Here is a 23,054-nt window from a genome sequence, read left to right on the forward strand (position 1 = left end):
CTGGGGTGCTGGTTGTTGCGAGGGGCGGCCCGGCTGGGCCTGAGGAGAGGGCTGGCCTGGCGCCATGCCCTGCTGAAGGAGTCCTGCCATGGTGTGTCGCCTCCCGGCGAGTTATCCAAAGAACGATTGCGCGTAACTGGCGTAGCCGTCGAAATCGATGGGGCCGCTGGGGGCCGCCGTCTGGGTCATAGTAGCAGGCGGCTCTGAGGTTGTCGGCGACTGGGCAGCGCCTACGCCGTCACCCGTGCCGGCGCCCGGGGCCGATCCGCCGAGAGCGCCACCCAGGGCGGCGGATCGACCCAGGTGACTGCCGCCGATAGCGCCGCCAAGCGTGCCGGCCAGGGCCCCGTGAACGCCACCCAGGGCCCCGCCGAAGCTCCCCCCTAGCGCCGCCAGCCCCCGGCCACCCAGCAGTCCGCCCACGCCTGCCAGAGACTGGCGGCCCAGGCTATGGCTGAAGCTGGTATCGAGGTTGGTGTCGAATTCCGCGTTGTGGGCCTCGGCGGCCTGTTGGGCCGCCCTGGCTCGCCCTACGGTATCTACGGCCATGCCGAGGGCGGGGCTCACTGTGCTGGCGGCCAGCGAAAGGCCCCGCTCGATCAGCCCAGGCCTGGCCTGCATCTGAATGTTGCGATCGGCCCGGGCCTCCACCTCATCTTCGCCCATGGGTGCGGCATCCAGGCGGCCCATAAAGCTGCGCTCCGCCTCCATGGCCGCCACGTCGCCGCTGACCACCCCCGGGGTATCGATCTGGCCATAGAGCCCCAGCGCCTGGCGCCCGGTCCGCGTTGCGACGTCTGCCCGGGTGGTCAATGACGGTGATGCCATCGTCCCCGTGTTGATGCCCGCGCCGATCTCGCTATCGGATGGCGCCGAGTGATTGCGAGCGCCCGGGATGCTGGTATGAGTGCCGGGCGGGCCAATGCCGCCATTGCCACGACCCACGCCAGCATCCAGGCCAGCCCCCTGCCCCGGCGCCACGCCGCCGGTATCCACCGCACCGCCGAAGCCACCACCATAGCCGCCGCGGTCGTTATCACGGCCGCCTCGCCCGGCCGATCCTCCGCCGTAGCCGCCGCCGGTTGCCGAGTCTGCCCAGCCCATCAGCCATCCTCCTGATCGCCGGTGATCATGCCGCTGGTCAGCAGCCCCTTGCCGGCGATACGGTTCAGGTGACTGCTATAACCATTGATCTGCCCAGGGGTCGCCATTTCGTCTCGCCGGCGCCGGTCGTACATCTCGCGCTCGAAGGCCTGCTGACTCTTGGCTTGTTCCCCCTGCAGATACGCTTGCCCGACGCCCATAGCCACACCGCCGATCAGGTTCGCAGCCTCGGGATTATCGCCGATCCAGTTGAAGGCCTCGGTGGCGAAGTTGGTCACGCCATCCCAGAAACCCGCGTCAGAGCCCACGTCTACCGCCGCCTGTACAGCGCCGCTATCCAGCACCGAGTCGATGCCACTCATCAGGTCCATATCGCTCTCCTAGCCTGCATATTCCGCGCTGTTGCGCAGCGATTGCTCGATGTCCTGCAGCGTCATCTGGCCGTTGTTCAGCCTCTCCAGGTACCACGCCAGGCCGGCCTGGTCGGCATCACGCCCCAGAATGTTGCGGTATAGACTGCGCACCTGCGCCTGACTGCCTCCCTGGGATGAATCATCCTGGAGCGCCGGGAACAGTCCGGTATCCTTGAGATACCCCGATAGGCTCTCGTAGAGCCCACCCTGAAACTCGATGTCGGTATCACGCATCTCGATGATCTGTTGAATCATCGATTCCTTGTCGGCGGCAGCAATATTCGGGTTCTGCTGGATGCGATTAATGGAGTCCATGGCCTGGGCCACGATGTCAGTGATGTTGTTGGCCATGACGCCCCAGGCGTTGGCCGTTGAGCTGGCCTGCAGCCGGTCCATATCGAAGCCGAAGCCCTGCTCATTCAGGCCCAGCTGGTTCTGATAGTCCTGCTGCATGCGCTCCATGTCGAAGCCATGCCCCTGGGCATTCAGGCCTCGCTGCTGTTGATACTGAGCATCTTGCTGAGCGACGGGGAGCGCCCGATCAATCATGGCGCCCTGTGCGGCACCGGCGGCCATGCTGCTATTGAGCAGTCCGCGCTGATTGGCGAGCTGCTGGCCCTGGGTTGCGGCGCGTTGCATCAGCGGCGAGTTGCTGCCGAGTAGCTGATTCAGGTGATCCGCTGTCGATGTCGCTCTCGCTCGAGAGCCGATCAGCCCTGTCCCAGGCGAGGCGCCACTGGCGCTTCCACCGCCCTGATTCAGCTTGGAAAGGTAATCTTCGACAGTCCCGGGGCCTTCATAGTGGAAGCCGCTCTGGGATGAGGAGGACGGCGATTGGCTTGAGGCAGACGATCCGGAGGACGACCCAGAAGACGACTGGCCGCCGCCGGTCGTGCCGAATCGGGTGTTGTATACGTCCTGAAGCTTGCCGCGGACCTGCCCGAGCGACATGTCTCCAGACTGGATGCTGTCGGCGTACCACTGGGCAGCCGAGCGATCAACCGCGCGGCCCTTATAGATCTCGTCGTAGAGCTTGTTGACGGCTTGGAGTGACATGCTTGGCTCCTGTCGCTTCACAGCGATAGCGGGTTATATGGTCAGCCGATCACCGGAGATGGCATCGACCTCTTCGAGAGACTGCGCGTCACGAACCGCTCCGACCAGCCGCTGCCGACGGCCAGTGAGCACCTGCGCCTGGCGGAACTGCTCGGCATTGGCCTCTACCGCCTGGCAGAGCTCTAGCATGGTTTCGGTGCCCCCACCCTCATTGCGGCCGGCGAGAATCTGCTCGAGTACCGGTGTGGCGGGCGGGGTCCCTTGCTCGCCAGCGGCGTGCCACTCCAGGTAGGCGCGGGCCTCGGCGTCCTGGTGCGCCCATGAGAGAGGCTCGGGCTCTGGATAGTCACGCACTAGAGGGGCCACGGCCGAGGTATACGCGGCGTTGATTCGCTCGATTGCAGACTCCCTCGCGTCCTCAAGCTGCAGTGCGAGTTCATCGGGGGTGAAGTCGCGCACCTGCCAAGTCTGGCGCCACACCCCATCCTCACCTCGCTCGGGCGGGCCCTCGGTGACCACATCGCCGTCGGGGCGAGCGGTTGCGTGGAGTACCGCATAGCCCAAAGGTGCTAACTGGCTATCGGAGGGGGTGCGAGGCAGGCTGACGCTGGGGTTTGCCTTGCGAATCTGCGTCAGTGTTGCGGCGGTTCCGCTACCGGTTTCGACGTACATTACAAGCCCCCTTTGTTATGCCGCCAGCCACGGCTGATAAATACCAAGAGACACGACATCCTGGTCGTTTGACGCTGCAAAGTAGTGCTTAAAATTGCCATCACTGTCATATACCCTGACAAGCCCCTCGAATGAACTACCATTTCCGCCGGTGGCGACATATACATCACCACTCTTTCCCACCTTCGCCTGAGTAAGCGGGGTGATTGAGCTAGTTTTTTGCCAGACCAAGCCGAGGCTTGGTGTAAGCTTAGCAATATTTCCACTCTGGGAGGTGACAATAACGTCTCCATCGGGAGACATGGATAGCCCCCAACACGATGAGCCTAAACTGTAGGAATGTTCTTGTAGCAAGGTGGTTTTGTTATGAGCTAGAACTCCGCTCGATGTTGTTGAATATACAAACTCTTCCCCACAGACTATCCGCATATAACGGTTCGCAGTCGCTCCTCGGTACTCTTTGGAAATAATAGCGCCCGTTGACGAGTCGAGCTTAAAAATATAAGCCCCCAAAACGTAAACGTGGCTTCCGCCAGGGGAAAGGGACAAATCAAACACATAATCGTTATATGTATCAAGGAGCGGCTCTCGGCTCCATAGTGTGATGCCGTCGCTAACACGAACCTTCCTGACGTACTGTTTTGCTCTATTTGAGCCGCGGTGTGTCAGGTAAATAGCATCCCCCGATGGGTCACAATCCAAGCCAGTAATGCTGGTCTCAATGAGCGCTTGATATACAACCTCCCCGGCACCCCCTCCCGGGGGGTAGGTTACTACCGTGCTCCCTCCAGTGCCGGCGCCCGAGCTTGCGGAATCGTTGCCATCAAAGGAGGCGAAGACTCTACCCGACTCGCTCACCGCAATAGCCCGGACCCCCCTATCTGTGTATGGCCTAATGCTCCAATTTTCTTGCTGCGAAGACGGGTCTAAACTGCGCAACCGGCCATCCGACTCAGCGGTGCCGGTGAATAGCAAGTCGTCACCGAGAGGCACTCCGGCGCCCAGCATCATCTCCAGCATCAGAGATCCTCCCCGCCACTGACGAAGCCCCGCCAGTCGATGCCATCCCATAGCAGCGTTACCGCGGTCCAGGACGTGCGCAGCTCGGGAGCGGTGCCCTCCGACCAGGCAATCCCTGCCGGCCACGTCACGGCACCAGCGCTGCCGACTAGCCGCACGACGATAACCATCGCCCGGTTAGCGCCCGGGGCATTTGCAAATGCCAACGTCCGGTTGACGCTGGCGTCGATGCGGAATACCTGCTGCTGGGCGAGATCAAGCGTGTCGGTGCCGACGGCGCTGGCGAGGTCATACCTGCCGGCAGAGAACGCCGCGGCGGTGAGCGGGTGGCCCGCCATGTCGATAGGGCCGGTGGCACTGCCGGTCAGCACGGTTTTCGAGGTCCAGTCGCCGCTGACACCGGGCTCGCTCGCGGCCACGTCTGGCAAGTCGTTCAGCAGCTCCCAATACTCGCCGCTATGCTTGACGGATGCGGGCTTGGCGAGTGCGCCGGTCAGCGAGGACCACAGCCCCTTGAAGCTCGCCGCCGCTCGGGCTGACGCCTCGGACTCCGCCGCGCCTTCCTCGCTTGCAGCGGCGTTGCCTGCCGCCTCAATCGCAGCCACTTTGGCGGCCTCGATTTCGGCCACACTGATTGCCAGTTCGATGTTGCCGGCGGTGAGGTCGCTGGCGATGGTGGCGCTGGTGTGCGCCTTCAGCACGACATAGAGGTTTTTGCTCGCCGGATCGCGGAAAACTTCATTCAGCGCATAATCCGTAGCGGTCGCCCAGTCTCCCCGCCAGCCGAACCCGGCCATTAGCACCAGATTGCCCTCGGCATCGAAGCCCACCGCCCGATTCCGGCGCTGCAGGGCCGTGGCATCCAGCTCCTGGGGGCCCTCCCCCGCTGGCAGCTTGAGGCTACGGTCGGTATCGATGGCCACCTGCTGAAATCCGGCGGTCACCTCGTCGAACTTCTGATCGACGGCACCGGCCTCGACGGTCGTGCCGGGCTGGAAACGCTGCCCTTCATCGGCGTTGGAGTAGTAACGATCAGCCACGGCGAGGCCTCCGATGGTCGAAGTGAATGTCGTAGCCGAGGATCTCGTGGGGCGAGCTGCTCGACTTCGAGTAGATGGCGAAGTTGATGGCGGTGCCGGTTCCGGCGACGTTCATCGGCTCCTGGCCGAGCGAGGGCACCGACCAACTGAGGTTGTTCCAGGTCGCCACGTCCCAGAGTCCGCCACCCAGGAGGAACTGGATAAACTCGCGGCGCGGGATGCCGGTCTCGGTGCGGCCGTAGTCGAAGTCGGGCAGGATGGAGATATTGGCGTCGGAGCCGGAGCGCACGTCCCAGAACACACGGCGGAAGCGCTTGCGCATGCTGGGGCTGCGCAGGTTGTTGTAGGCCAGGGTCAGGAAGGCCTCGATGTCAGTGCCACCAAAGGTCGTGGCGCCGTTGTCGAGGCGGTAGATCATGCCGGCGTTGGAGCCGAACAGCAGCATCTCGTTACCGTCGTCGAGCTCGCCCGAGTAGGCCACGGCCACCTGGTGGGGGAAGCGCACGGTGGTGATACCGGCCGGGCTCATGTAGATCCCGGTGCCGTTGTCGAACCACACGCGGTACTGGGCGCGCTGCTTGCTGATCGCCGATGCAACCACGCGGGTGAACAGCTGATTCTGGAGAAAAAGCGGCTCGACCGGGTGGCCGGGCTGCATCGGCCGAAAATCGCCGTAGGCGTTGGTAGCCTCCAGGCTGGCGATGCCACGCTCGGCGATGAAGTACGGTTGCATCAGGGACTGGGCCGAATACGGCCGGCCACCGGAGTTGGGCACCGTGGTCTTGAGCTGCCAATCCTCGGCGTTGGTGCCGTAAAGGGTCTGAATGCTGTCTCGGCACACCACATGCAGCACGCCACCAGGCCCCAGCAGCAGGCCGGTGAGTGTTTGCCCCACACCGATTTCCCCGGCCCCGCCGGTGGCGGCGTCCCAGTTCTCGGGATCGCCAATCCCCGAGTGCTGAAGGCTGCCGGGCTCGAACCCGAGGAACAGGTGGTTCTTGAACAGGGCGATGAAGCAGGCCCCGGACGGCGCGTCGGCCAGCACGGTGTAGTTCAGCTCAAGGTCGGGCACCGACAGCCGCCGCGGGTAGTTGCCGCTGCCGATGGTGAGGGTGATGTAGGCCACGTCATTGGGCGCGATGCCGGTCAGGTCGATGTCCAGCGTGGTGTTGGTGCTGCCGTCGCCCAGCACATCCGCCACGGTCAACAGCGTCGTGCCGTCGCGGCCGATCACCGTGACGCCGGTGATGTCGCGACTGCCGGTATCGGTCACGGTGATGGTGTCGCCGGAAGCGGCGTAGGTGGCGCCATCGGGCAACTCGCCAACGAGGGCGCCGGACAGCTCCACCACCGAGACATAGTCGCCGGCCTCGTCCGCCGGCAGCTGCACGCCAAAGGGCTTGCCCTGGCCCACGCCGAAAAGTGTGCGCCCGCCCTCGGTGCCGGTGACGTTGCCCTCGGCCCACTCGTGGCGCCCTGGGTGCGCCTCAGCGAGGAAGCGCCAGGCGCTGTCATCCAGTTGGAAAAGCGCCGCCCAGCGCTGAGGGTCGCCGCCCTCCTCCGCCGACGCTCGCGGCGCCTGCTCGCGAATGGCGAGAATCCGGTCGCTTAGTGACGCCACGCCCAGGATCGGCCCCTCGCCCGGGACTTCGGGCCCCTCCGCGGCATAGCCCTCGATGCGACGATATCCGCCAGTCACGGGACACTCGTAGTTGACCGCATACAGGCAGGCGCCAGGGTCGAGCTGGGTGGGTGGGGTGACCAGGTTGATGCCGCCAGTTAGAGGAGTGTAGGCGGATCGACTCATGCCAACGGCCCTCCAAATGACATCTCGGGCAGCTGCGTGACTTCCATGGTGCTGATCACGCCCCGGTAGTTCATGCGCGCTTGCTGAACCACCTCGGGGGCGTTCTCGTAGAGGCCGTACTGCAGCATCGCTCGATAGACAATGGCCATGTGGTAGCGCTCGGGAAGGCGAGGCACGTCGCCACCCTCCTCCAGCACCTGTGGCGAGCGCCAGTATTCGAAGGTGATCTCGCTAGACGACTCGGGAAAGGCATTGAGGCGTAGCGTACTGTCCGGCGCGATGCTGACGTACTGCACCGAACCTTTAGGGTCACGGAAGCGATCACGAAACTCGCCCCATGACAGGGCGTGCAGCGACTTGTCGCCCAGTCGCAGGGTGGGCTCGTCCCAGTCCTCGAAGTCCTCGGGAAGCGGATACTGGTCAAATGCGGGCTCAACCGCGACGCTTCCCTGGGCCCAGGCGAAACGCCAGCGGCGCCGTTCCACCTGGATCTCTCGCCACGCCTCACGCACCCAGCCAATCAGCCGGGCATACTCACCAGACTGGCCGCCGATACTGGCCGGGCCGTTGCCGGCTGCACCCACCTCCTGGCGCAGCCGCTGACACAGCTCGAGGAAGGTCATGGTTTACTCCTCGACGCTGAGCACCGTATAGGGGTAGGACGGCACCTGCACCCACTCCTCGGTCTCGGTGTCGAGGCGGCTCTCTGTGGCGTTCCTGAGGGACTGGAACAGGCCCTCGCCGATGGTCACCTGTTCACCTCGCTTGATGCGCACGGTCCGACCGTTGCAGCCGAGGAATACGGGCTGCTTGTCCTTGCCGTCCTTGTGGATCTCGATGGTGTAGCGCTTCTCGCCCTTGCGCACAGCGATGCCGCCATCGCTGAGCTTGGGCTTGGCCGGAGAGGGGCTGTCTTCTCCCAGGGCCTCGCGCAGCTTGTCGCGGATTGTTTCCTCGGCGGGGTTGCCCTTGAGGGTCACGCCGAGAATGTTGGCCTGCTCCTTGAGCTGTTCTTTGCTCAGGCTGTTGAGGTCGAGGTTGTCACTCATGGTGGGGTCTCCTGCGGTCCTCACGGACGGCATTGGTCACAAAGCAGCGAGGCGACCCGCAGGCCGCCTCGCTCGGTTACTGGCCCACGCCAGCGTTAGGGTCAGGCCAGGTCGGTGGCTGCCACTTCGAGGCGCACCATCCATGCCTCATTGGCACGGAAGCCCTTCCAGTAGGTCTTCCAGCCGACCCAGCCGATCTGGCCCAGCTTGTCGTTGGAGTCGATCTGGCCAGGCTGGCGGATCTTCATCTCCACCGCTTCCTTGCCCTTCAGCGCGATATGCCCGTAGGCATCTTTGCCGAAGTAGACGACCGGGTAGACGTCGGCGTTAGCGCCGCTGGTGGAGACCATGCCGTTCTCGACGCCGCCGGCATCCTCGAAGGGCTCGAGCACCGGGGTGAGGATGTAGCGCACGTCCTCGACCTTGCCGATCTCATAGGGCAGCGCCTTCATGGAGCCGTACTTCTCGGTGGGCACGAAGCCCGGCAGGTCGCGAATGTCGCCTTCCAGGTGGGTGTGCGCCACGGCGATGTAGGCGGCGTCGATGGCCTCGGTGCCGTACTTCACGCTGGAGCTCACCATGCTGGTGACCTTCTTGGCTCGCTCGACCTTGAGCGCCCGGGTCACGGCGCGCTGCTTGGCCAGGCTGATCGGCGTGTTGACCGAGCTGCGGGCCGAGCCGTTCGCGTAGAACACGTTGGTTCCGCCGCGAAGAATGCCCCACATCAGCGACTCGATGGTCTCAGCCGCCTGCTCACCGGTCATGGTGGTGGCGTCCTTGAGCACCGGATCTTCGGCTAGGTCCTGCACCTTATCGCTGAGCTCCACCACGTCGCCGTACTGATCAAGGGTGACGGACACGTCCTCGTACTGCATGGCTTTGGAGGTCGGTGCCGACCCCTCAGTCAGCGGTGTGGTCGCCAGTGCCAGCGGCACCGGGCGGCGAAACTTCACCGACTCGGACTTGTTCTTCGGTACCGGCTTGGACATGCCGAACTTGGCCAGGCAGGTGATCGGCTCGGCGTGCTTGAGGTGTTCGGCCATCGCCCAGAATTCGGTGCGCTGGGAAAGGCCGGAGTAGTTGGTCGTAGCCATGGTGTTGGTCCTTGAGTGTCAGAAGGGAAAGGCGTCTCGCTGCCCTTTCGCTTGCTCACACGGAGGAGCCACACAAGTCCCCCGCGTCCCGGTGGGAGGCAGGGTCTTCGGGGTCGTCCGCTTGCTTGCGGCGGGCTGGTTCTCGCCTATAGGATTCGGCGGCCGAACGGCGGCCTAGCCCTTTTCGGCGAAGTAGTCGAACAGCGCATCCTCGTCGTCGTCGGGGATCTCGCTGCGTCGGCGTCCGCCCCGGTTGGGGACGGTTCGAGCGGCCTGCAGCTGTCGCTGACGACGTTGCTGGAGACCTTGGTTGGCCTGGGGCGCGGCCTGGCCCTGGCTCAGCTTGAAGCTCTGCAGCAGGAAGGCGGCGTCGGCGGCCTCCTCGCTGTTGGTAAACTGCTGAACGGCGACCGGCTGCTCGCGCAGCCAGGCATGAAAGTTGGGAGTCTGGATCACCTCGCGCCAATCGGGGTGCTGAGCCTCCAGCGCCTGCTCTTGGGCAAGACGGGTCTGCTGCTCGGCCTGTGCCTGGATCGGGCTAAGCTGGCTTTCGATCTGCTGGAGACGGCTCTCGTAGTGCGTCTTCAGCGTGGAGAGCTGCTGCTCCATGGCCTGCGCAGCCTCAGGGAAGTCCTCCTTGAAGGCCTGCCAGGCTTCATCGCTCATACCGGAGCCTTCCGGATTGTCGCCGGCCTCTCCTTCCTTGGTCGTGGACAGGCCGCCGCGCTGCTGGAGCTTCCGGTTCTCCTCCTCCAGCTGTTGGATCTTGCGCTGCAGGGCGCTCTGCCGCCCCAGGTCGGACTGGTAGCGGTGCTGCCACTGCTGTGCTTCCTGTTCGAGGCGTGCCAGGCGCTGCTCGGCGGTCTCTTGCTGAGGCGCGCCGTCTTCGCCAATATCATCACCACCCACCCCATCCTCTTCGCCGTTGTCGGCAGCGGTATAACGGCCATGCTCATCACGCGCCTGGCCGGCATCGCCAGTGTCCTCGCCATCCGTCTCGCGCGGAGGCTGTGGGCCAGCGCCCTCCTCTCCGGCAAACTCGTTGAACAGGGCGTCAGCCTCCTGATCGTCGGCGTCCAGATGCTCGGGGGCGGCGTTGTCGTTACGGTCCATGGGTTGCTCCAGCGGCCCTCACGGGCGGCCATCGGTGGGTTACAGGTAGGTGTCAGCGACGACGTGCGGGGCGTCATCGGGTGCTGCCAGGTCGCGCAGTCGCTCCAGTTGCCGGATACGCCCGCGCTGCTGTTCGGCATGGTGGTCGGCGATCAGCGACTCCACGGCATCGGCGCGCTCGGCCTCGATCCACGCCTGTATGGTGCGCCAGGTGTCGCTGTGGCGGTCGATCTCAGCCATAGGCGTCGTACCCCATGTTCATGTTGCGCTGGCGGGCCAGGCGGTCGTTCTGCTGTTCGGTCAGTTGGGCGGCGGCCTTGTCGCGCTCGGTCTGCAGTTTGGCGGCAGTCTTCTGCATCTCGGCTTCGAGCTTGCTGCTCTCCAGCTGCAGCTTCGTCTCGAGTTCGCGCATGGTGATGCCCTCCTTGAGGGCCAGTTCGGCCATGCGCGCCTCTTGTTGGCTCTGCAGCTCGGCGGCCTTGTACTGCTGTTCCCACTGCTGCTGCTGGGCCTTGAGCTGCATCTCCTGCTGCGCCTGCTGAGCGCCCAACTCGGCCTGCTGCTGCTTGAGTTGCAGTTCGGCCATCTTCAGCTGCGTCTCGGGGTCGCCCTGCTGCTGACGGGCCTCCTTCTGCTGCTGAATCTCGCCATCGGACAGGGTGATGTTCTCGTAGGGCACCTCAAGCGCTTTGGCGATCTCGCGGTCGATGCCAGACCAGTCGCGGCGCATGGCCAGCTCCGGATTGCCGGCCGAGATATTGGCGTATACCAACAGGTTCTCCTGCTGCTTCTCGCGCACCAGCAGCGCACCGGAGCCTCGGGCATCCACGGTGTAATCGCCCTTGACCGCCGGGTCCTCGCCGTACTGCATGTTCCAATCGTAGAAGCGGGTGATGGTGGGCCGGGTGATGTCGTCGTCCCAGTTCTTCACTGCACGCCGCAGCACGATGTTGGCCGAGTTCATCAGCATGGCCATGCCGCTCGAGGTCTTGGTGACGTGGCTGGCCTGCTCGCCCTGGGCGATCAACGGCAGGTTGGTCTCCTCGTCGGCCAGTTGGCGAGCCATGTTGAAAATGGCGGCCAGCTCCGCCTGGTGGTTCGGAATGGTGAAACTTGCGAAGGCCTCGCGCACATCACGCTGCTTGTCCTTGAGGAAGTAGAGCTTCTTCTTGCCCGGCTGGCTCGACCAGGTGCCGTCAGCGGGCTGGATGATCTCGCGATTGGCGACGATGATGTCGCTTGTACTCGCGCCGGCGTTGTCCATCATCATGCGCCAGGCGGCATTGATGACACGCTGCGGCTGCCGCATCAGGTAGGGGATGCCGAAGCCGAAGATAGCGCTCTCGTCCTTCTCCCAGCAGAACACGCTGTAGGGGCGCTCCTCGGTGTCCATGGGGTTTAGCACCACCTTGAGCACGAAGTTGCCGGAGAAGAACACCACCGCTTCGATCTCATCGTCGATCTCATCGATCTCGGCCTCATCCAGGCTGTCGCCGGCCTCCTCCATGGCATCGATCAGCTCGCTCTTGCTGACCGGGCCATGGTACTCCCACACCTCGTACTTGGTGTCGCTGCTGATCGAGTCCACCCCGGTAATAGCGCGGATGTCGTTGGTGTGGTCCTTGGCGATCTGGGTGTTGTCCTTGCCGCCCTTGACCACCTCGCGGATCTGCGTGGGCAGGGTGCCAGGTAGGCGAGCAAATTCGCGCAACTGCCGCTTGGTCCACAGGTGACGCTCGAAGAGGAACTCGCACTCATCGATGGTGCGCGCGCTCATGTCAGGGAAGAAATCCCAGGGATCGACGCGCTCGGCCGACGGCTCCAGCGCCTCCTCGATGGTCAGAACTGAGGTGCCGTCTTCCATCGTGTCCCAGCGCTTCTTGGTGCGCCCCACGATCACCGGCCCCTTGATCACACCGGTGCCGATCAGCGCCGCGTCGTGGATCACGTCGCGGCATTTGATCTGGTAGCGCCCCTCCTTGAGCTGATCATCGATCTCGGCCTGCATCGCCTCGGCTTTCTTCTTCGCCTCGCGCTTGATCGCCTCGGCCTGCTGGTAGGCGTCTAACGCCTCCCCATTGGGGCCGGCCATCTGCTCGCCAGGCTCGATGCCATCCAGCTCCGGCACCGGAGTGGGACGAATGCCCCAGTTGCGGTCGTCGGTAGGGAACAGCATGTCCTGTAGCCGCGCCTCAGCGGCATTGGTCTTGTTACGGGTGATGTTGACGTAGACGCGGGAGCCCTCGGCCTTGTCGAGGTTGGCCGAGGTCTGCAGGTCATACTCGCCATGGTACTGGCGGATGTCCTCCAGCCAGCGGGTCTCCAGGCTGGCACGCTGCTGCACCTGCTCGTGGGCCAGGCGCGATAGGCGGCGACCGAACACCTGCAGGCGCTCGGCGGCCAATTCTTGGTCGTCTTGATCGGTCGGATGCATCGGCGCCTCACGGCGTGGAATGGGATCAATAGCCAGTCACCGGGTCGGCGACAACGGCATCGAGCACGGCGTCGTCACGGCGGCGTACCGGCTCAGCGAAGGTCAGGGCCAGGGCATCACCGGCATCAGGGGAGCGCAGGCCACGCTTGCGCATATCCTCCTTGCTCTCGAGTATCCGGCGCTGGTTGCTGTCGTAGCGGTAGCGAGGCCCGCACACGTCGGCATGCAAAACATCGCTGTCAGGGATCATCACTGGCATGGTCTCGTCAGCCAGCCAATCGCGCATCTCCCACCACATCTCGGCACGCTTGTTGCGGAAGCGTTCAGGATCACCGGCTGCGCCACCGAAGTTCACCGCTTTGATGATGTCGCCGTGCCCTAACTCCTCGAGCCGATCCACCACCCCCGCACCAATGCCGCCCACGTCGATGGCCACCTGGGCGGGCTTCTCGCGCTTGATGATCGACGCGACGATGCCGGCAATCTCCATGGTGCTGCGCTTGCGGTGGGTCTCCAGACTATAGGCGGCGCGGTTTCGACGACGGATGATGGCCGTGCCATCGTCACCGAAGCGTGCAGGATCCACGCCGATCTTCAACGGGCCGGTTCCCAGGCACTTGTACTTGCGGGCTGCCACTACCGCGTCAGGCTGGATCAGGGTGTCGCCGCCAGAGACCTGGAATGCCTCTTGGGCGGTCATCGGGTATTCCTGCTTGAAGGCGCTGGTCCCGTCGATGCCATCGGCGGAGAGCTCAGCAATCTTGAAGCGCCGGAACTGCAACTGTTCGTCGTCCAGGCCATAGACCCGGGCCAGCCGCTCTTCCTCGCTGGTGTGGCTGAAGCCCTCCGGCACCGGCTTGCGATACTCCGGCTGCCAGTACCAGGGCACGAAGATCGCCAGGTACTCGCTGTCGCCAGCCTCTGCCGCCTGCCACTGCTGGTGGAAGTAGTTGCCGATGCCGTTGGCGGTGGACTCGAGGATGACCTCGGTGTCCGGCGCGTCGGGTATCGCCTGCATGACACCCTTGGCGTGCTCCGAGGCATGCGGCCAGAAGGCCACCTCGGAACCATGGAAGTACTGGATCGTGGTCCCGCGGCCTACGGACTTGTTGCCGGCAGTGCCGACTTTGTAGCCGCTATCCAGACGATCAAACACTAGCTCCTTGGCATTGCTCGCCCCGGTGGAGGGCTTGATCAGCAGCGGGCAGTGCTCGTGATAGCGCTCAGCCATCTCGAACAGTGCTGCCGTTGACTCGGCCTCGTGGGTCAGGATGAAGGCTCTCACCCCCTTGCGATGACTCACCAGCCAGTAGAAGCGCCCCTCAGTGTAGGTCGAGGCGCCCTGCTGCCGGCCCTTGAGGATCAGAACCCTCACCTTCCCGGTCTGGCGCTTCTGCTCCTCTATGCAGGCATGGATATGCTGCTGGGCCTTGTTGAGCTGGAACGACTCGACTTTTCCTGACTTGGAGCGGATCTTCAGGCACCGCGGTGCGTAGTGCTCGAAGTCGTCTCGCAACCGGCGGCGGATCTCAAGCTCACGCGGGGTCACTCGAGGGCCTCCAGAGCCTCCTCGTGGCTGATGGCCAGGCCACCGGAAAGCTCGCGTTGCTCCTTGAATGCCTGAACATCGACGTGCTTACCGAGCAGCTCTAGGTTCTTCACCTTATCCGGCCACTTGATCTTCTTCAGCAGGCCCGTCATCTCTCGCTCGTCGCCGCTCCCTTCCCACAGCTCCTGAACGTCGAGCCCGGAGAGCGTCAGACGCCAGGCTCGGGGCCACTGCTTCACCGGCAGGATGCTGCCGTCATCGGCGAGGATGTCGGCCACGTCCATCTGGTCGATCTCCACCAGGCGCTGCAGCACATAGGCGGCGTCGATCTTGGTGGCCTCGGAGCGCTCGGCCTTGCCGGCCGCGATGGCATCACGAACTGACGGTTTCTGTAGCAGCTGATACGCCGTCTCACTGGCTCGTTTCTCGCTGTAACCGGCGCGGATGGCGGCCTGGGTGGCATTGAGGTCAACGAGGTATTCCTCGACGAAGCGTTCCTGCTTGGGGGTCAGTTTGCGTGCCATAGTCATACTGCGCGGCCCTCACGGGCGGCGCCTCCATTTGTTCAGAGCGTGATGGTCTCATCCACTCTTGAGATGCTGCCGCGGGGATCCATCAGCAGCAGGTAGCAGGCTGCGATCGGAACACCGTTTTCGTCTCGCAAGTGGCAGGACAGATACGACTCATCTCCCCGCCTGCCTACTGGCCCGACGATTCGAGCGCTCTTCACCTGGAGGTCAGGGAAGTGGCACTCAGCGATGAAGGATGTCGCATCAGCGAACATGCCTTCGCCAACATCTGTGATTGCGAGCAATGCTTCCATGGGCACTCCATTGAATAGGGCCCAGGCGTCTCACGACGTGCCGGGCGGGGGCGGGCGGCGCCTCACGGCGTGGCCCTATCCCATAGGGGATTCGGTCAGGCCTTAGCCTGGTGGTGTTCGGTAGTTGTGGGGTCGGCCAACAGCTCCCAATCGTCGCGGAAGGTGAACGACAGGGTGTAGTCCATGTCCTCGGAGCCGCGCATGTCGATGACCTCGCCCTTACGGGTGTGCATCAGCACTGTCTTGCGCTCGTCGTCCCAGGTCCAGTAGCCGCCCCACTCGGGCAGCGTCACGGCATAGCCACGCTTCATGTAGGCAAATGCGGCTTGGAAGTGCATGGCTCAGGCCTCCCCGCGGTGCAGCTGCTCGCGCAACAGGTAGCCCTCCAGCATCCAGATCTTCTCCCGGGCGTTTCTCCGGGCGATCTCCCGGCCCAGCTCAGGGTCGAAGTTCTCGGGGCTGGCACAGGCGCTCTCGCCGGTCACGGTAAAGCCGTTCTCCAGGCGCAGCAGGCAGACAGTTACGGTGGTGCCCGGGAAGACGTGATAGTCCTCGCCGATGATCTTGGCGTCCAGGGCATCCGGCGTGACGCGCGGCGCGTTCAGCCCCTTGGCCTGGATCTGCTGCTCGACTTGCTGGTCATCGTTCATGATGCTCACCTTTTCATTCACCCAGGCCGCCACCAGGGGCGCCCAGTGACCCAGGGCAGGCTGTCGAAATGCCCCAGAATGACCCAGGGCGGGAAATGGTTGGCGGTCGGTGTCCCAGTTGGTCACCAGGGGCTGGCCCGAGGCGAATCCGTGGCGGCCGGCGGCGCCCCATCCGTGAAGATCCCGGAACGGGTTGGCCACGCTGACGAACCGCCCCCAGGCTCGGCCCAGGCTGACAATCCAGTCATCGCGGTTGTGCAGGCAAAGCACCGGGAGATGCTCGGGCCATTCGGTGTCTCGGCGCAGGGCCGGCTGGATGCAGACCACGGCCGATACTGGCGCCCCGCGCTGGACAAGATGCCAGGCGATCAGGCAGCCGTTGCTATGAGCTACCAACACGTCGCCGGCCGCGATCAGCGGCAGCAACTCGTCCACGGTGTTCTCGTTCACCCAGCGCAGCCGGAATAGGAACGTCCAGCCGTAGTCGTGACGCCGCGGCCTGGGCATCCACGGCGCCAAGCGCCCCACCGAGCCCCGGCCACCGTCGCTGACGTTGAATCCGTGGATCAGGTGGGTGGCCATGCTCTACTCCTGAAATCGCTCCTGGTCCTCAATCGCCTGCTCGATATCAATCACCGCACCATCGGGCAGCTCGGCGAGGCGCCGAGCGATCTCATCGGCAATCGCCTGGTCAGCGTCAGTACAGAGTCCGCTGGGTGGATACCCCGGAACCTGAGAGCGGATAACCGCCAGCAGTACGGCGCGACGCTCGGGGCTGGCTTCGGCGCAGTAGTTGGACTGGCGATCCTTGATGGCCTTGTATGAGCCGTCCAACGGAGTGTCGATGGAGGCACAGGCGGACAGGCCCAGCAGGGCGGCGCCGGCCAGGGCAGTGCGGATGGGCTTCATGGAATTACCTCTGCGGAATGAGCCGGCATGACCGGCTGGGGATCAAGATCAGCTACTGCCGCTCTGCAGCAGATCGGCCAGCACCTTGCCGACGGTGGAGGCCGCGGCGCCGAGAATGAGCATCCCGACGGCAGCCAAGGCCGACCAGCGGCCCATAAGGGCCCGGTGCTGCTGCTTGCCAGTCTTGTCGGCAACGGCCACCAACAGCTCCAGCTCGCGGAGACGGTCGCTGTGGTCATCGACCCGTGCCTCGAGCTTGCCCATCTCGGTGGCGTGGGTGTTCTGCCGCTCCTCCATCCGCGTGAGGCGGTCGAGGATCTGGGCGTTTAGTTGGCGCAGATCGCCGAGCGATGTCTCGATGCGGTCGAGCTGCGATCCATGCTCTCGAACTTCCGTCATGGTCACGCCGCCCCCTCGCCAGGCGGCGCCTTGGCGACACGGTCGTACCAGTCGCGGTCATCGGTGGCGAGCTTGCCACCAGCCTCGACGTAGGCCCGCGCCAGGGTCTCGATACTGTGCTCGTGTTGACCGTACCCAGCGCCCGGCAGGCTGGCCCATATGTTCCGGCAGCGCTCGATGGCCAGCGAGAACCGGCCGCCCTGGATCGCCGGAAGCGCCCGCTGCTCGCGGAGCTGCTGGATGGCGTAGCGATCCTGGGAGACAGGGCCAAAGTCAGGCAGGCCGAGCTGGTCGCGGTAATGCGCCCAGTAGCGGGACAGGATCTGGTAGCGACCTGCCGCCGTGGACCACAGCCCAGGGGCATACTCGATGGCGTCCTGGCGCCGCGGCAGCGGGTGATCGGCGTAGCTGGCGAAGCGCTCGACATCGCCGGGCAGCGAGCCCACCAGCACGTCGTAGCCGTCGTCGCTCTCGGCGAGCATCTCGGGGCCGATCTCAGCACGGGCGAGCGTATCGAGGAATGCGCAGACGTTCTCGCCGCCGGCTTGGTCAGGAGTGATACGGGGCATAGGGTCTCCGGCGCCTCACGGCGTGAGAAAACAGGAAGGCCCCACCGGGAACCGGCAGGGCCCAGAAATGCGAAAGGCCCGCCGTGTGGCGAGCCTTAAAAAGTTGGCGGCTGTTAAGTGCGCAGCACGCCCAGCCTAGGTACAGAGTACCCCTCAACCCGACACTAATCAAGCTGCTGCCGGAACTATCTCATCGGCCAGCCACTGGCGGAGCCTATTCCGCGCCCGACGAGCCGCCACCTCCAGGGCCTCTACCGACTCAAACGGCGCCACGCCCTCGGCCATGCAGATCTGACGCAACAGCAGCGCCTGGCGCTCCACCAACTGACGGGCGGTCACCATCCACACGCTCTCGCCTGCCTTGTCCGGCCGGATGCGTGCCGCCTGCAATAGCATGGCCGCCGCCTGACGCCGCGGCAGTTTGCGCAGCAGCATCGCGCATGCCCGGTGCCACTCGCTGTCGGGTGAGTAACGCATCGACGCCAGCAGCATCTGATCGTGGCCGCCACCGCCACCCGGCATCTCGCCGGCCAGGGCTGCGATCGACACGGCCGGCCACCCTGGGCTGATATGCCGGTGATCCAGCTGCAGCTCCAGCATGGTATCGATGATCCGCGTCAATGCCGCCTGCCTGGCACCCTCGCTGCCAGGCGCCGCCGCCACGACACTCCACGGATTGCCCGCCTTCAACCAGTAATCGTAATCCCGCATCCTGTCGCCCCGTCTGTTGCCCGTGTTGCGTTGAATTCGTTGGCTCGCTGCCTATCCGTTGCCTATCCGTTGCCCCTACCCGTACTGCATCAGCCCCTCGCCATCCTCATCATCAGATCCACTGAGCGCATGACCTCCTGCGGGCTCGGCCGGCCGGTAGGCCTCTTGGGAACCAAGCCCACCAGCCGACCGTCATCGTCATGCACCTCCTCCAGGCCCTCGCGCAGCTCGGCGGCCTGGGGCGACTCTCGCTCGCCAGCGCGATAGTGGCGGACCCTCTCGCAGAACCCCATCTCGTACAGGTCAGGCGGACCGCAGAGTTCGAGCACCTCGGCCCACTTCATCCACTTCCCCGAGGTGGAATAGTCCATCACGCCCCCTCGATCTCAATGATCTCCACCCAGGTTCCCGTCTCCGCCTTCCGGTCGATCTCCGGCGGCTCGAGAATCACTCGGCGCACATACTCCCCGCGGTCGTCCGGCAGGATGCCGGCGGCAACCAGGCCGTCCTCGAGGTGCTTCACGTTGAGCGAGTAATTGCTGGTGTCCCGGCGGCGCACGCCCTTCCCCAGGCGTGGCCGGAATACCAGATCGACCCGACCGCCTACCGGGCGGAGCCCCTCTTCCCTGACAGCATTGCGCACCAGCAGGTGGCAGGCATCCACCTCACGCTTTCTCCTGGCCCAGTGCTGGCGGGTACCGACATTAGTGCTGGCGGCCAGGTAGGGAACGAAGAGCCGCATCACTTCCCCCTCACGTCGATCAGGCCCCGGCGGGCCAGTTGGTCGATGGTCAGCACAATGGCCCGGTCCAGGCGCGCCCGGCGCTCCTCCCGGCTCAGGATGCGGCCGTTGTCGATCTCGCCGTGGCAGTCCGGGCAGATCGCCGCGGTCAGGCAGTCGCTGGCCTTCTGCCCCCGGCCACGGTCCTGGTTCGAGTGGGCGGCCTGGATGCCGTAGGCACCGCACAGCACGCAGGTCTCGATTTCGTGCACCGCGGACAGCCAAGCCCGGGAACGGTATGGGCCACTCGGCAGATAGCTCTCGTTCGGTAACATCAAGCGGCCTCCTTGTACTGGGCCGGGTCCATGCCCTTGAGGTTCGGATCGGTCAGACGGAAGCCCAGGGACGTGAAGTGCTGCCAGCAGGCGTCCAGGTACTCGGTTTTCTGGGCTGCGGTCATCAGCCGGGTCACCTGGGAGTCGATGGGCTCCTGCATTAGCTCGAGCTTCTCGGCGTAATCCCGTGGGCGGATCAGGCGGTCATAGACCTCGCGGAACGCCTCGCTGTCCCGACGCAGGATCGGCACTCCGAAGTGCAGCTTGCAGAAACCGCGGTACTCCTCGGCGGTCATGTCGCCCTGGGCGGCGGCTTCGGCACACCACTTGCGCTGGAGCTTGTTCTGCTCCCAACTCCGGCGCTTCTCCCGCTTGCGGACGATGATCTCCACCTCCCCCCAGCGACCGATGGCCTCGGTCACCACCCCGGCGAGCTTGGCCACGGTGGCCATGGCCTCCTGCAGGGTGCCGGCCCGGCTGACGTACTGCTTTGGCTTGCTCATGCCGCATCACCCCCACCGCCCCAGGCGGTCACCAACCGGTATTCGTGGGGCCGGGCCCTACCAGGGCCTGATACCTCGCGGCTGACGATGGTCTGGCCGTAGCCGCGCAGCTGGCGAATGCGCGCCGAGATGGCGGCGTGGCTGTCCATGCGCTCGAACCGGGCGAGGATGGCCTCGCCGATCTCGTGCAGCTGCAGCCAGTAGTCCGCGTCACGCAACACCAAGTAGACCCGGCCCAGCTGCGACTCGGGATTGTCTAGGCGCCGATCCCGGCGGCGCAGTTCGGTGACGGTGCCCATCATGCGGCCCTCCCTGTGAGCCAGTTGACGAAACGATCCCAGGCGCCGGGACTGGCTCGGCGCAGGACATGGTCCAAGGTCAGGCCATGCGGCTGACCATCGATCTCGACCAGCACCTCTCCGGTCGAGCTGAAATAACGAATCGGCACGATGCCCTGGCGGCGGAGCGCCTCGAGCTGCTGCGGGGTGAACATCTGGGCGGCTGGAATGCTCATGGTGATGCCCTCCTAGACGGCGAAACGTTCAGGCTCAGCGGCCGGGGCCGCCTGGGGCGGAAATTCGCGGTGATAGGCCGAGATGTTCTCGGCGGTCGCCGGCAGCAGCCGCGAACGACTCAGGTCGCACACCACGTTGACGGTGCCCACCTCGCCATCGCGCTGCTTGGCCACGATCAGCTCAGCCACACCGGGATAGGCACAATCCGGGTTGTGCTTCGCCTCGCGGTAGATGAACAGGATCATGTCGGCGTTGTGTTCGAGGGATGCTGACTCGCGTAGGTCAGACATCACCGGGCGCTTGTCGCCGCGCTTGGTGTTCTCGCGGTTGATCTGGGCCAGCAGGATCACCGGGCAGGACAGCTCTTTGGCAAGGATCTTCGCGGACTTCGACACCTCGGCCATCTGCTGCTCGCGGGGGATGGACTTGTCGTCCGGCTGGACGATGCCGGCGTGGTCGATGATCACGCAGCCCAGCTCGCCGTAATGCTCCTTCCAGCGCTTGGCGGCGGCGCGCATCTGCGTCGGCGTCAGCCCTGGGCGGTCATCGATCACCAGCCCCGCTTCCTTGGCTACCTTCACGCCAGCCGTGATCTGCTGCCAGCCTTCGCTGTCCATGTGGCGCTGCGGGTTCTTGAGAGCATCCAGCTTGATCCCGGTATGCGAGCCCATGACGCGGTTCAGCACCTGCTCCTTGCGCATCTCGAGCTGGAACATCACTGCCGGCTTGTTCTGGCGCAGGCACACGCTATCGAGGATATGGGCGGCCACCACGGTCTTGCCCATGCCTGACTCCCCACCCAGGACAATCAGGTCCTCGGGGTGCATGCCGCTGGTCTTGGCGTCCAACTCGGGAATGTTGAACAACACGCCCATCGGGTCGATCTGGCCGTTGAATCGGGCATCCAGCTCGTCTACCCAGCTCAGCAGCCAGTCCCCGACCGGCTTGACCTTGCCGGCCCGTTGGCCCATGACGCCGGCCAGCTTGGCTTGAGCCTGGTCGATCACTTCGGCCAGCTCACTATTCGGCACCTTGAGCCGCTCGCCCAGCTCGTCGAGAGAGATCTGCAGTCGGCGACGCAGCGCCTTGTCGTGCACCGCCTCGGCGTAATGCTTGGCGTGCTGAGGGTTCGGCGTGTTGCGGGTCAACTCGACCAGGCCCTGCAGGCCGCCGTACTCGCCCTGGTAGTCGATAACCAGCTCGTGGAGCGACACCACGTCCACGCCATCGCCCATCGCCAGCTGCTGGATGGCCGACCACATGGCGCGATGGTGAGTCAGGTAGAAATCCTCGGCGGCGACAATGGCCGACGCGACATCGACTTGGCTCGGGTCCAGCAGACATGCGCCGATCAGGCTGGCTTCCGCTTCCTGGCTGTAGATCATGCGACCTCTCCCTTGAAAATCTTGACCGTCTCCTGCTGCTTGACCGCCCAGGACAGCCGGCACCAGCGGGCAGCGTCCTCGCGCTGGATGCGATCCACGGCCGCCAGGCGGCGGAACACTTCGCGGTAGAACGCCACGCCCTCGGGCTCCTCGGTAAACACCGGCTTGCCGGTGCTGGCCCGGGGCTTGGTCTTGAAGTTCTGCCAGGCGTTGGCCAGGGCCTGGAATCCGTGGCTCTCGGGCGTCCAGTCCTCGGGGCTGACCTTCTCGATGTGCGCCGGCATCTCGGCATTCCAGGCCTCAATGATGGCGGCGTGCGGGCAGCGCTCGGGCAGCTCGTCTTCCCAGCGCTGCTGGTTCAGGTAGGTCGTCGGGTGCATGGCATCGAACCCCAGTTCGCCAGTGCCGAGCCGGGCGGTGATGTTGTCGGCCAACATCTGGGCGAACGCGGCGGGATCCTGGTGCTTGCGAGCATGCTTCGCGAAAGCCGCCTCGGCCTTCTTGCGGTTCTTCTTGGGCAGGCCGGCGTTGTAGAAAATCTCGAAGGCAGCGCGGTGCGATTGCACATTTCCCAACCCGTTAGGGTTGGGTATGTCTTTCCTGTCTTTCTTTGCTAGGGCATCTTGCCCTGACTGAGCTAGGGCATCTTGCCCTGACTCAGGGCATCTTTCGGGAGGGGTTTTCTTGCGGGTCTCAGCGGACATCCACTCGCCGTGATGCTTGTTCAGGGACACTGGGGAGCGGCTGCCTCCATGGCGGATAACGACCCGGCGACGGATCAGCTCGTTGAGCACCTTGGAGCAGTCGGACTCGTGCAAGCCGGTGCCGCCGGCGATGAACGTGGACGACATACGCTTAGCCTTGACGTTCCAGCCGTAGGTCTGGCGGATGACGAAGTGCACCACACGGAACTCCCGCGCAGTGAAATCGGCTTGGCATAGGGCGTCTAGGAGCTCGCTGGCGATCCTTGTGAATCCATCTTCCAATTGAGGACCCCTTGGCGCCTCACGGCGCGTTGGTTCGGGCTCATGTCCTGGCAGATAGGCAACATTGCTCATGTTGCGGTCGGGGGCGGTCTGCATTACGCTTACTCCTGTGCTGTCTGCATATCGAAGCCCGGCGAGCTCCCCAGCTAGCGCCGGGCTTCTTTCGTTCGGGGCCTGGCCTATCAGGGCCTAGCGAG

The 23,054-nt window shown here is 64.5% G+C and carries 30 protein-coding genes; all 30 read right to left on the bottom strand.

Features of this window, described 5'->3' with window-relative positions; all coding sequences use genetic code 11:
- Positions 1-111 precede the first annotated feature (111 nt).
- Entirely contained in the window at positions 112-1,104 is a 993-nt protein-coding gene (locus HPA02_RS13670) for a hypothetical protein (protein WP_146803758.1), read from the bottom strand.
- Entirely contained in the window at positions 1,104-1,475 is a 372-nt protein-coding gene (locus tag HPA02_RS13675) for a hypothetical protein (RefSeq protein WP_146803759.1), read from the bottom strand. Before HPA02_RS13675 ends, HPA02_RS13670 begins: the two co-directional genes overlap by 1 nt.
- 9 nt (positions 1,476-1,484) lie before the next feature.
- A complete protein-coding gene (locus HPA02_RS13680) occupies positions 1,485-2,573 on the bottom strand; it encodes a DUF4214 domain-containing protein (protein ID WP_146803760.1) in 1,089 nt (362 codons plus the stop codon).
- 33 nt (positions 2,574-2,606) lie between these two features.
- Complete coding sequence (locus HPA02_RS13685) at positions 2,607-3,245, bottom strand: hypothetical protein (protein ID WP_146803761.1); 639 nt, start codon at positions 3,243-3,245, stop codon at positions 2,607-2,609.
- A 15-nt stretch (positions 3,246-3,260) separates the two neighbouring features.
- Positions 3,261-4,265: a hypothetical protein gene (locus HPA02_RS13690; protein ID WP_146803762.1), complete on the bottom strand. Its 1,005-nt coding sequence runs from the start codon at positions 4,263-4,265 to the stop codon at positions 3,261-3,263.
- Entirely contained in the window at positions 4,265-5,305 is a 1,041-nt protein-coding gene (locus tag HPA02_RS13695; protein WP_146803763.1) for a hypothetical protein, read from the bottom strand. Before HPA02_RS13695 ends, HPA02_RS13690 begins: the two co-directional genes overlap by 1 nt.
- Complete coding sequence (locus tag HPA02_RS13700; protein ID WP_146803764.1) at positions 5,298-7,112, bottom strand: hypothetical protein; 1,815 nt, start codon at positions 7,110-7,112, stop codon at positions 5,298-5,300. The genes HPA02_RS13695 and HPA02_RS13700 overlap by 8 nt, the downstream gene beginning before the upstream one ends.
- On the bottom strand, positions 7,109-7,735 hold the full coding sequence (locus HPA02_RS13705) for a phage adaptor protein (protein WP_146803765.1): 627 nt from the start codon (positions 7,733-7,735) through the stop codon (positions 7,109-7,111). Before HPA02_RS13705 ends, HPA02_RS13700 begins: the two co-directional genes overlap by 4 nt.
- A 3-nt stretch (positions 7,736-7,738) precedes the next feature.
- Entirely contained in the window at positions 7,739-8,161 is a 423-nt protein-coding gene (locus HPA02_RS13710) for a hypothetical protein (protein ID WP_146803766.1), read from the bottom strand.
- Positions 8,162-8,262: 101 nt separating this feature from the next.
- A complete protein-coding gene (locus tag HPA02_RS13715; protein ID WP_146803767.1) occupies positions 8,263-9,255 on the bottom strand; it encodes a N4-gp56 family major capsid protein in 993 nt (330 codons plus the stop codon).
- Between the two features lie 174 nt (positions 9,256-9,429).
- Entirely contained in the window at positions 9,430-10,368 is a 939-nt protein-coding gene (locus HPA02_RS13720; RefSeq protein ID WP_146803768.1) for a hypothetical protein, read from the bottom strand.
- Positions 10,369-10,407: 39 nt separating this feature from the next.
- Positions 10,408-10,608, bottom strand: coding sequence for a hypothetical protein (locus HPA02_RS13725; RefSeq protein ID WP_146803769.1), 201 nt, complete (start codon positions 10,606-10,608; stop codon positions 10,408-10,410).
- Positions 10,601-12,802 (bottom strand): hypothetical protein, encoded by a 2,202-nt coding sequence (locus HPA02_RS13730; protein ID WP_146803770.1) that lies wholly within the window; start codon positions 12,800-12,802, stop codon positions 10,601-10,603. Before HPA02_RS13730 ends, HPA02_RS13725 begins: the two co-directional genes overlap by 8 nt.
- Before the next feature lie 25 nt (positions 12,803-12,827).
- Positions 12,828-14,351 (bottom strand): terminase large subunit, encoded by a 1,524-nt coding sequence (locus tag HPA02_RS13735; protein WP_146803771.1) that lies wholly within the window; start codon positions 14,349-14,351, stop codon positions 12,828-12,830.
- Positions 14,348-14,875: a terminase small subunit gene (locus tag HPA02_RS13740; protein WP_244945927.1), complete on the bottom strand. Its 528-nt coding sequence runs from the start codon at positions 14,873-14,875 to the stop codon at positions 14,348-14,350. The genes HPA02_RS13735 and HPA02_RS13740 overlap by 4 nt, the downstream gene beginning before the upstream one ends.
- 41 nt (positions 14,876-14,916) lie before the next feature.
- Positions 14,917-15,174 carry a hypothetical protein gene (locus HPA02_RS13745; protein ID WP_146803773.1) on the bottom strand — a complete coding sequence of 86 codons (258 nt, stop codon included), beginning with the start codon at positions 15,172-15,174 and terminating at the stop codon, positions 14,917-14,919.
- A gap of 95 nt (positions 15,175-15,269) precedes the next feature.
- Positions 15,270-15,512 (bottom strand): hypothetical protein, encoded by a 243-nt coding sequence (locus tag HPA02_RS13750; protein ID WP_146803774.1) that lies wholly within the window; start codon positions 15,510-15,512, stop codon positions 15,270-15,272.
- A gap of 3 nt (positions 15,513-15,515) precedes the next feature.
- Positions 15,516-16,406, bottom strand: a complete 891-nt coding sequence (locus HPA02_RS18460; RefSeq protein ID WP_244945928.1) for a Gp49 family protein — start codon at positions 16,404-16,406, stop codon at positions 15,516-15,518.
- A 3-nt stretch (positions 16,407-16,409) separates the two neighbouring features.
- A complete protein-coding gene (locus tag HPA02_RS13760; RefSeq protein ID WP_146803775.1) occupies positions 16,410-16,733 on the bottom strand; it encodes a hypothetical protein in 324 nt (107 codons plus the stop codon).
- Between the two features lie 48 nt (positions 16,734-16,781).
- Positions 16,782-17,138, bottom strand: coding sequence for a hypothetical protein (locus HPA02_RS13765; protein ID WP_146803776.1), 357 nt, complete (start codon positions 17,136-17,138; stop codon positions 16,782-16,784).
- Entirely contained in the window at positions 17,135-17,701 is a 567-nt protein-coding gene (locus tag HPA02_RS13770; RefSeq protein WP_146803777.1) for a glycoside hydrolase family 24 protein, read from the bottom strand. Before HPA02_RS13770 ends, HPA02_RS13765 begins: the two co-directional genes overlap by 4 nt.
- Before the next feature lie 168 nt (positions 17,702-17,869).
- Positions 17,870-18,412, bottom strand: a complete 543-nt coding sequence (locus HPA02_RS13775; RefSeq protein ID WP_146803778.1) for a hypothetical protein — start codon at positions 18,410-18,412, stop codon at positions 17,870-17,872.
- A gap of 89 nt (positions 18,413-18,501) precedes the next feature.
- Positions 18,502-18,783, bottom strand: coding sequence for a hypothetical protein (locus HPA02_RS13780; protein ID WP_146803779.1), 282 nt, complete (start codon positions 18,781-18,783; stop codon positions 18,502-18,504).
- Complete coding sequence (locus HPA02_RS13785) at positions 18,783-19,154, bottom strand: RusA family crossover junction endodeoxyribonuclease (RefSeq protein ID WP_146803780.1); 372 nt, start codon at positions 19,152-19,154, stop codon at positions 18,783-18,785. The genes HPA02_RS13780 and HPA02_RS13785 overlap by 1 nt, the downstream gene beginning before the upstream one ends.
- Positions 19,154-19,468 (bottom strand): hypothetical protein, encoded by a 315-nt coding sequence (locus tag HPA02_RS13790; protein ID WP_146803781.1) that lies wholly within the window; start codon positions 19,466-19,468, stop codon positions 19,154-19,156. The genes HPA02_RS13785 and HPA02_RS13790 overlap by 1 nt, the downstream gene beginning before the upstream one ends.
- Positions 19,468-19,971 carry a hypothetical protein gene (locus tag HPA02_RS13795; protein ID WP_146803782.1) on the bottom strand — a complete coding sequence of 168 codons (504 nt, stop codon included), beginning with the start codon at positions 19,969-19,971 and terminating at the stop codon, positions 19,468-19,470. The genes HPA02_RS13790 and HPA02_RS13795 overlap by 1 nt, the downstream gene beginning before the upstream one ends.
- Complete coding sequence (locus HPA02_RS13800) at positions 19,968-20,273, bottom strand: hypothetical protein (protein WP_146803783.1); 306 nt, start codon at positions 20,271-20,273, stop codon at positions 19,968-19,970. Before HPA02_RS13800 ends, HPA02_RS13795 begins: the two co-directional genes overlap by 4 nt.
- Positions 20,270-20,485: a hypothetical protein gene (locus tag HPA02_RS13805; protein ID WP_146803784.1), complete on the bottom strand. Its 216-nt coding sequence runs from the start codon at positions 20,483-20,485 to the stop codon at positions 20,270-20,272. The genes HPA02_RS13800 and HPA02_RS13805 overlap by 4 nt, the downstream gene beginning before the upstream one ends.
- A gap of 12 nt (positions 20,486-20,497) precedes the next feature.
- Entirely contained in the window at positions 20,498-21,871 is a 1,374-nt protein-coding gene (locus HPA02_RS13810; RefSeq protein ID WP_146803785.1) for a replicative DNA helicase, read from the bottom strand.
- The gene (locus HPA02_RS13815; protein WP_146803786.1) at positions 21,868-22,953 is read right to left on the bottom strand and encodes a replication protein; all 1,086 of its coding nucleotides are present in this window, start codon (positions 22,951-22,953) and stop codon (positions 21,868-21,870) included. Before HPA02_RS13815 ends, HPA02_RS13810 begins: the two co-directional genes overlap by 4 nt.
- Between the last annotated feature and the right edge of the window lie 101 nt (positions 22,954-23,054).

Origin of the sequence: Bisbaumannia pacifica (genome assembly GCF_007989625.1) — a bacterium.
Lineage (GTDB): Bacteria > Pseudomonadota > Gammaproteobacteria > Pseudomonadales > Halomonadaceae > Bisbaumannia > Bisbaumannia pacifica.

Bases quoted from the DNA above. Each gene is read 5' to 3' on its own strand.
- HPA02_RS13670 (WP_146803758.1), bottom strand. From the start codon at position 1,104: ATGGGCTGGGCAGACTCGGCAACCGGCGGCGGCTACGGCGGAGGATCG.
- HPA02_RS13675 (WP_146803759.1), bottom strand. From the start codon at position 1,475: ATGGACCTGATGAGTGGCATCGACTCGGTGCTGGATAGCGGCGCTGTA.
- HPA02_RS13680 (WP_146803760.1), bottom strand. From the start codon at position 2,573: ATGTCACTCCAAGCCGTCAACAAGCTCTACGACGAGATCTATAAGGGC.
- HPA02_RS13685 (WP_146803761.1), bottom strand. From the start codon at position 3,245: ATGTACGTCGAAACCGGTAGCGGAACCGCCGCAACACTGACGCAGATT.
- HPA02_RS13690 (WP_146803762.1), bottom strand. From the start codon at position 4,265: ATGCTGGAGATGATGCTGGGCGCCGGAGTGCCTCTCGGTGACGACTTG.
- HPA02_RS13700 (WP_146803764.1), bottom strand. From the start codon at position 7,112: ATGAGTCGATCCGCCTACACTCCTCTAACTGGCGGCATCAACCTGGTC.
- HPA02_RS13705 (WP_146803765.1), bottom strand. From the start codon at position 7,735: ATGACCTTCCTCGAGCTGTGTCAGCGGCTGCGCCAGGAGGTGGGTGCA.
- HPA02_RS13710 (WP_146803766.1), bottom strand. From the start codon at position 8,161: ATGAGTGACAACCTCGACCTCAACAGCCTGAGCAAAGAACAGCTCAAG.
- HPA02_RS13715 (WP_146803767.1), bottom strand. From the start codon at position 9,255: ATGGCTACGACCAACTACTCCGGCCTTTCCCAGCGCACCGAATTCTGG.
- HPA02_RS13720 (WP_146803768.1), bottom strand. From the start codon at position 10,368: ATGGACCGTAACGACAACGCCGCCCCCGAGCATCTGGACGCCGACGAT.
- HPA02_RS13725 (WP_146803769.1), bottom strand. From the start codon at position 10,608: ATGGCTGAGATCGACCGCCACAGCGACACCTGGCGCACCATACAGGCG.
- HPA02_RS13730 (WP_146803770.1), bottom strand. From the start codon at position 12,802: ATGCATCCGACCGATCAAGACGACCAAGAATTGGCCGCCGAGCGCCTG.
- HPA02_RS13740 (WP_244945927.1), bottom strand. From the start codon at position 14,875: ATGGCACGCAAACTGACCCCCAAGCAGGAACGCTTCGTCGAGGAATAC.
- HPA02_RS13745 (WP_146803773.1), bottom strand. From the start codon at position 15,174: ATGGAAGCATTGCTCGCAATCACAGATGTTGGCGAAGGCATGTTCGCT.
- HPA02_RS13750 (WP_146803774.1), bottom strand. From the start codon at position 15,512: ATGCACTTCCAAGCCGCATTTGCCTACATGAAGCGTGGCTATGCCGTG.
- HPA02_RS18460 (WP_244945928.1), bottom strand. From the start codon at position 16,406: ATGGCCACCCACCTGATCCACGGATTCAACGTCAGCGACGGTGGCCGG.
- HPA02_RS13760 (WP_146803775.1), bottom strand. From the start codon at position 16,733: ATGAAGCCCATCCGCACTGCCCTGGCCGGCGCCGCCCTGCTGGGCCTG.
- HPA02_RS13770 (WP_146803777.1), bottom strand. From the start codon at position 17,701: ATGCCCCGTATCACTCCTGACCAAGCCGGCGGCGAGAACGTCTGCGCA.
- HPA02_RS13775 (WP_146803778.1), bottom strand. From the start codon at position 18,412: ATGCGGGATTACGATTACTGGTTGAAGGCGGGCAATCCGTGGAGTGTC.
- HPA02_RS13780 (WP_146803779.1), bottom strand. From the start codon at position 18,783: ATGGACTATTCCACCTCGGGGAAGTGGATGAAGTGGGCCGAGGTGCTC.
- HPA02_RS13785 (WP_146803780.1), bottom strand. From the start codon at position 19,154: ATGCGGCTCTTCGTTCCCTACCTGGCCGCCAGCACTAATGTCGGTACC.
- HPA02_RS13790 (WP_146803781.1), bottom strand. From the start codon at position 19,468: ATGTTACCGAACGAGAGCTATCTGCCGAGTGGCCCATACCGTTCCCGG.
- HPA02_RS13795 (WP_146803782.1), bottom strand. From the start codon at position 19,971: ATGAGCAAGCCAAAGCAGTACGTCAGCCGGGCCGGCACCCTGCAGGAG.
- HPA02_RS13800 (WP_146803783.1), bottom strand. From the start codon at position 20,273: ATGATGGGCACCGTCACCGAACTGCGCCGCCGGGATCGGCGCCTAGAC.
- HPA02_RS13805 (WP_146803784.1), bottom strand. From the start codon at position 20,485: ATGAGCATTCCAGCCGCCCAGATGTTCACCCCGCAGCAGCTCGAGGCG.
- HPA02_RS13810 (WP_146803785.1), bottom strand. From the start codon at position 21,871: ATGATCTACAGCCAGGAAGCGGAAGCCAGCCTGATCGGCGCATGTCTG.
- HPA02_RS13815 (WP_146803786.1), bottom strand. From the start codon at position 22,953: ATGCAGACCGCCCCCGACCGCAACATGAGCAATGTTGCCTATCTGCCA.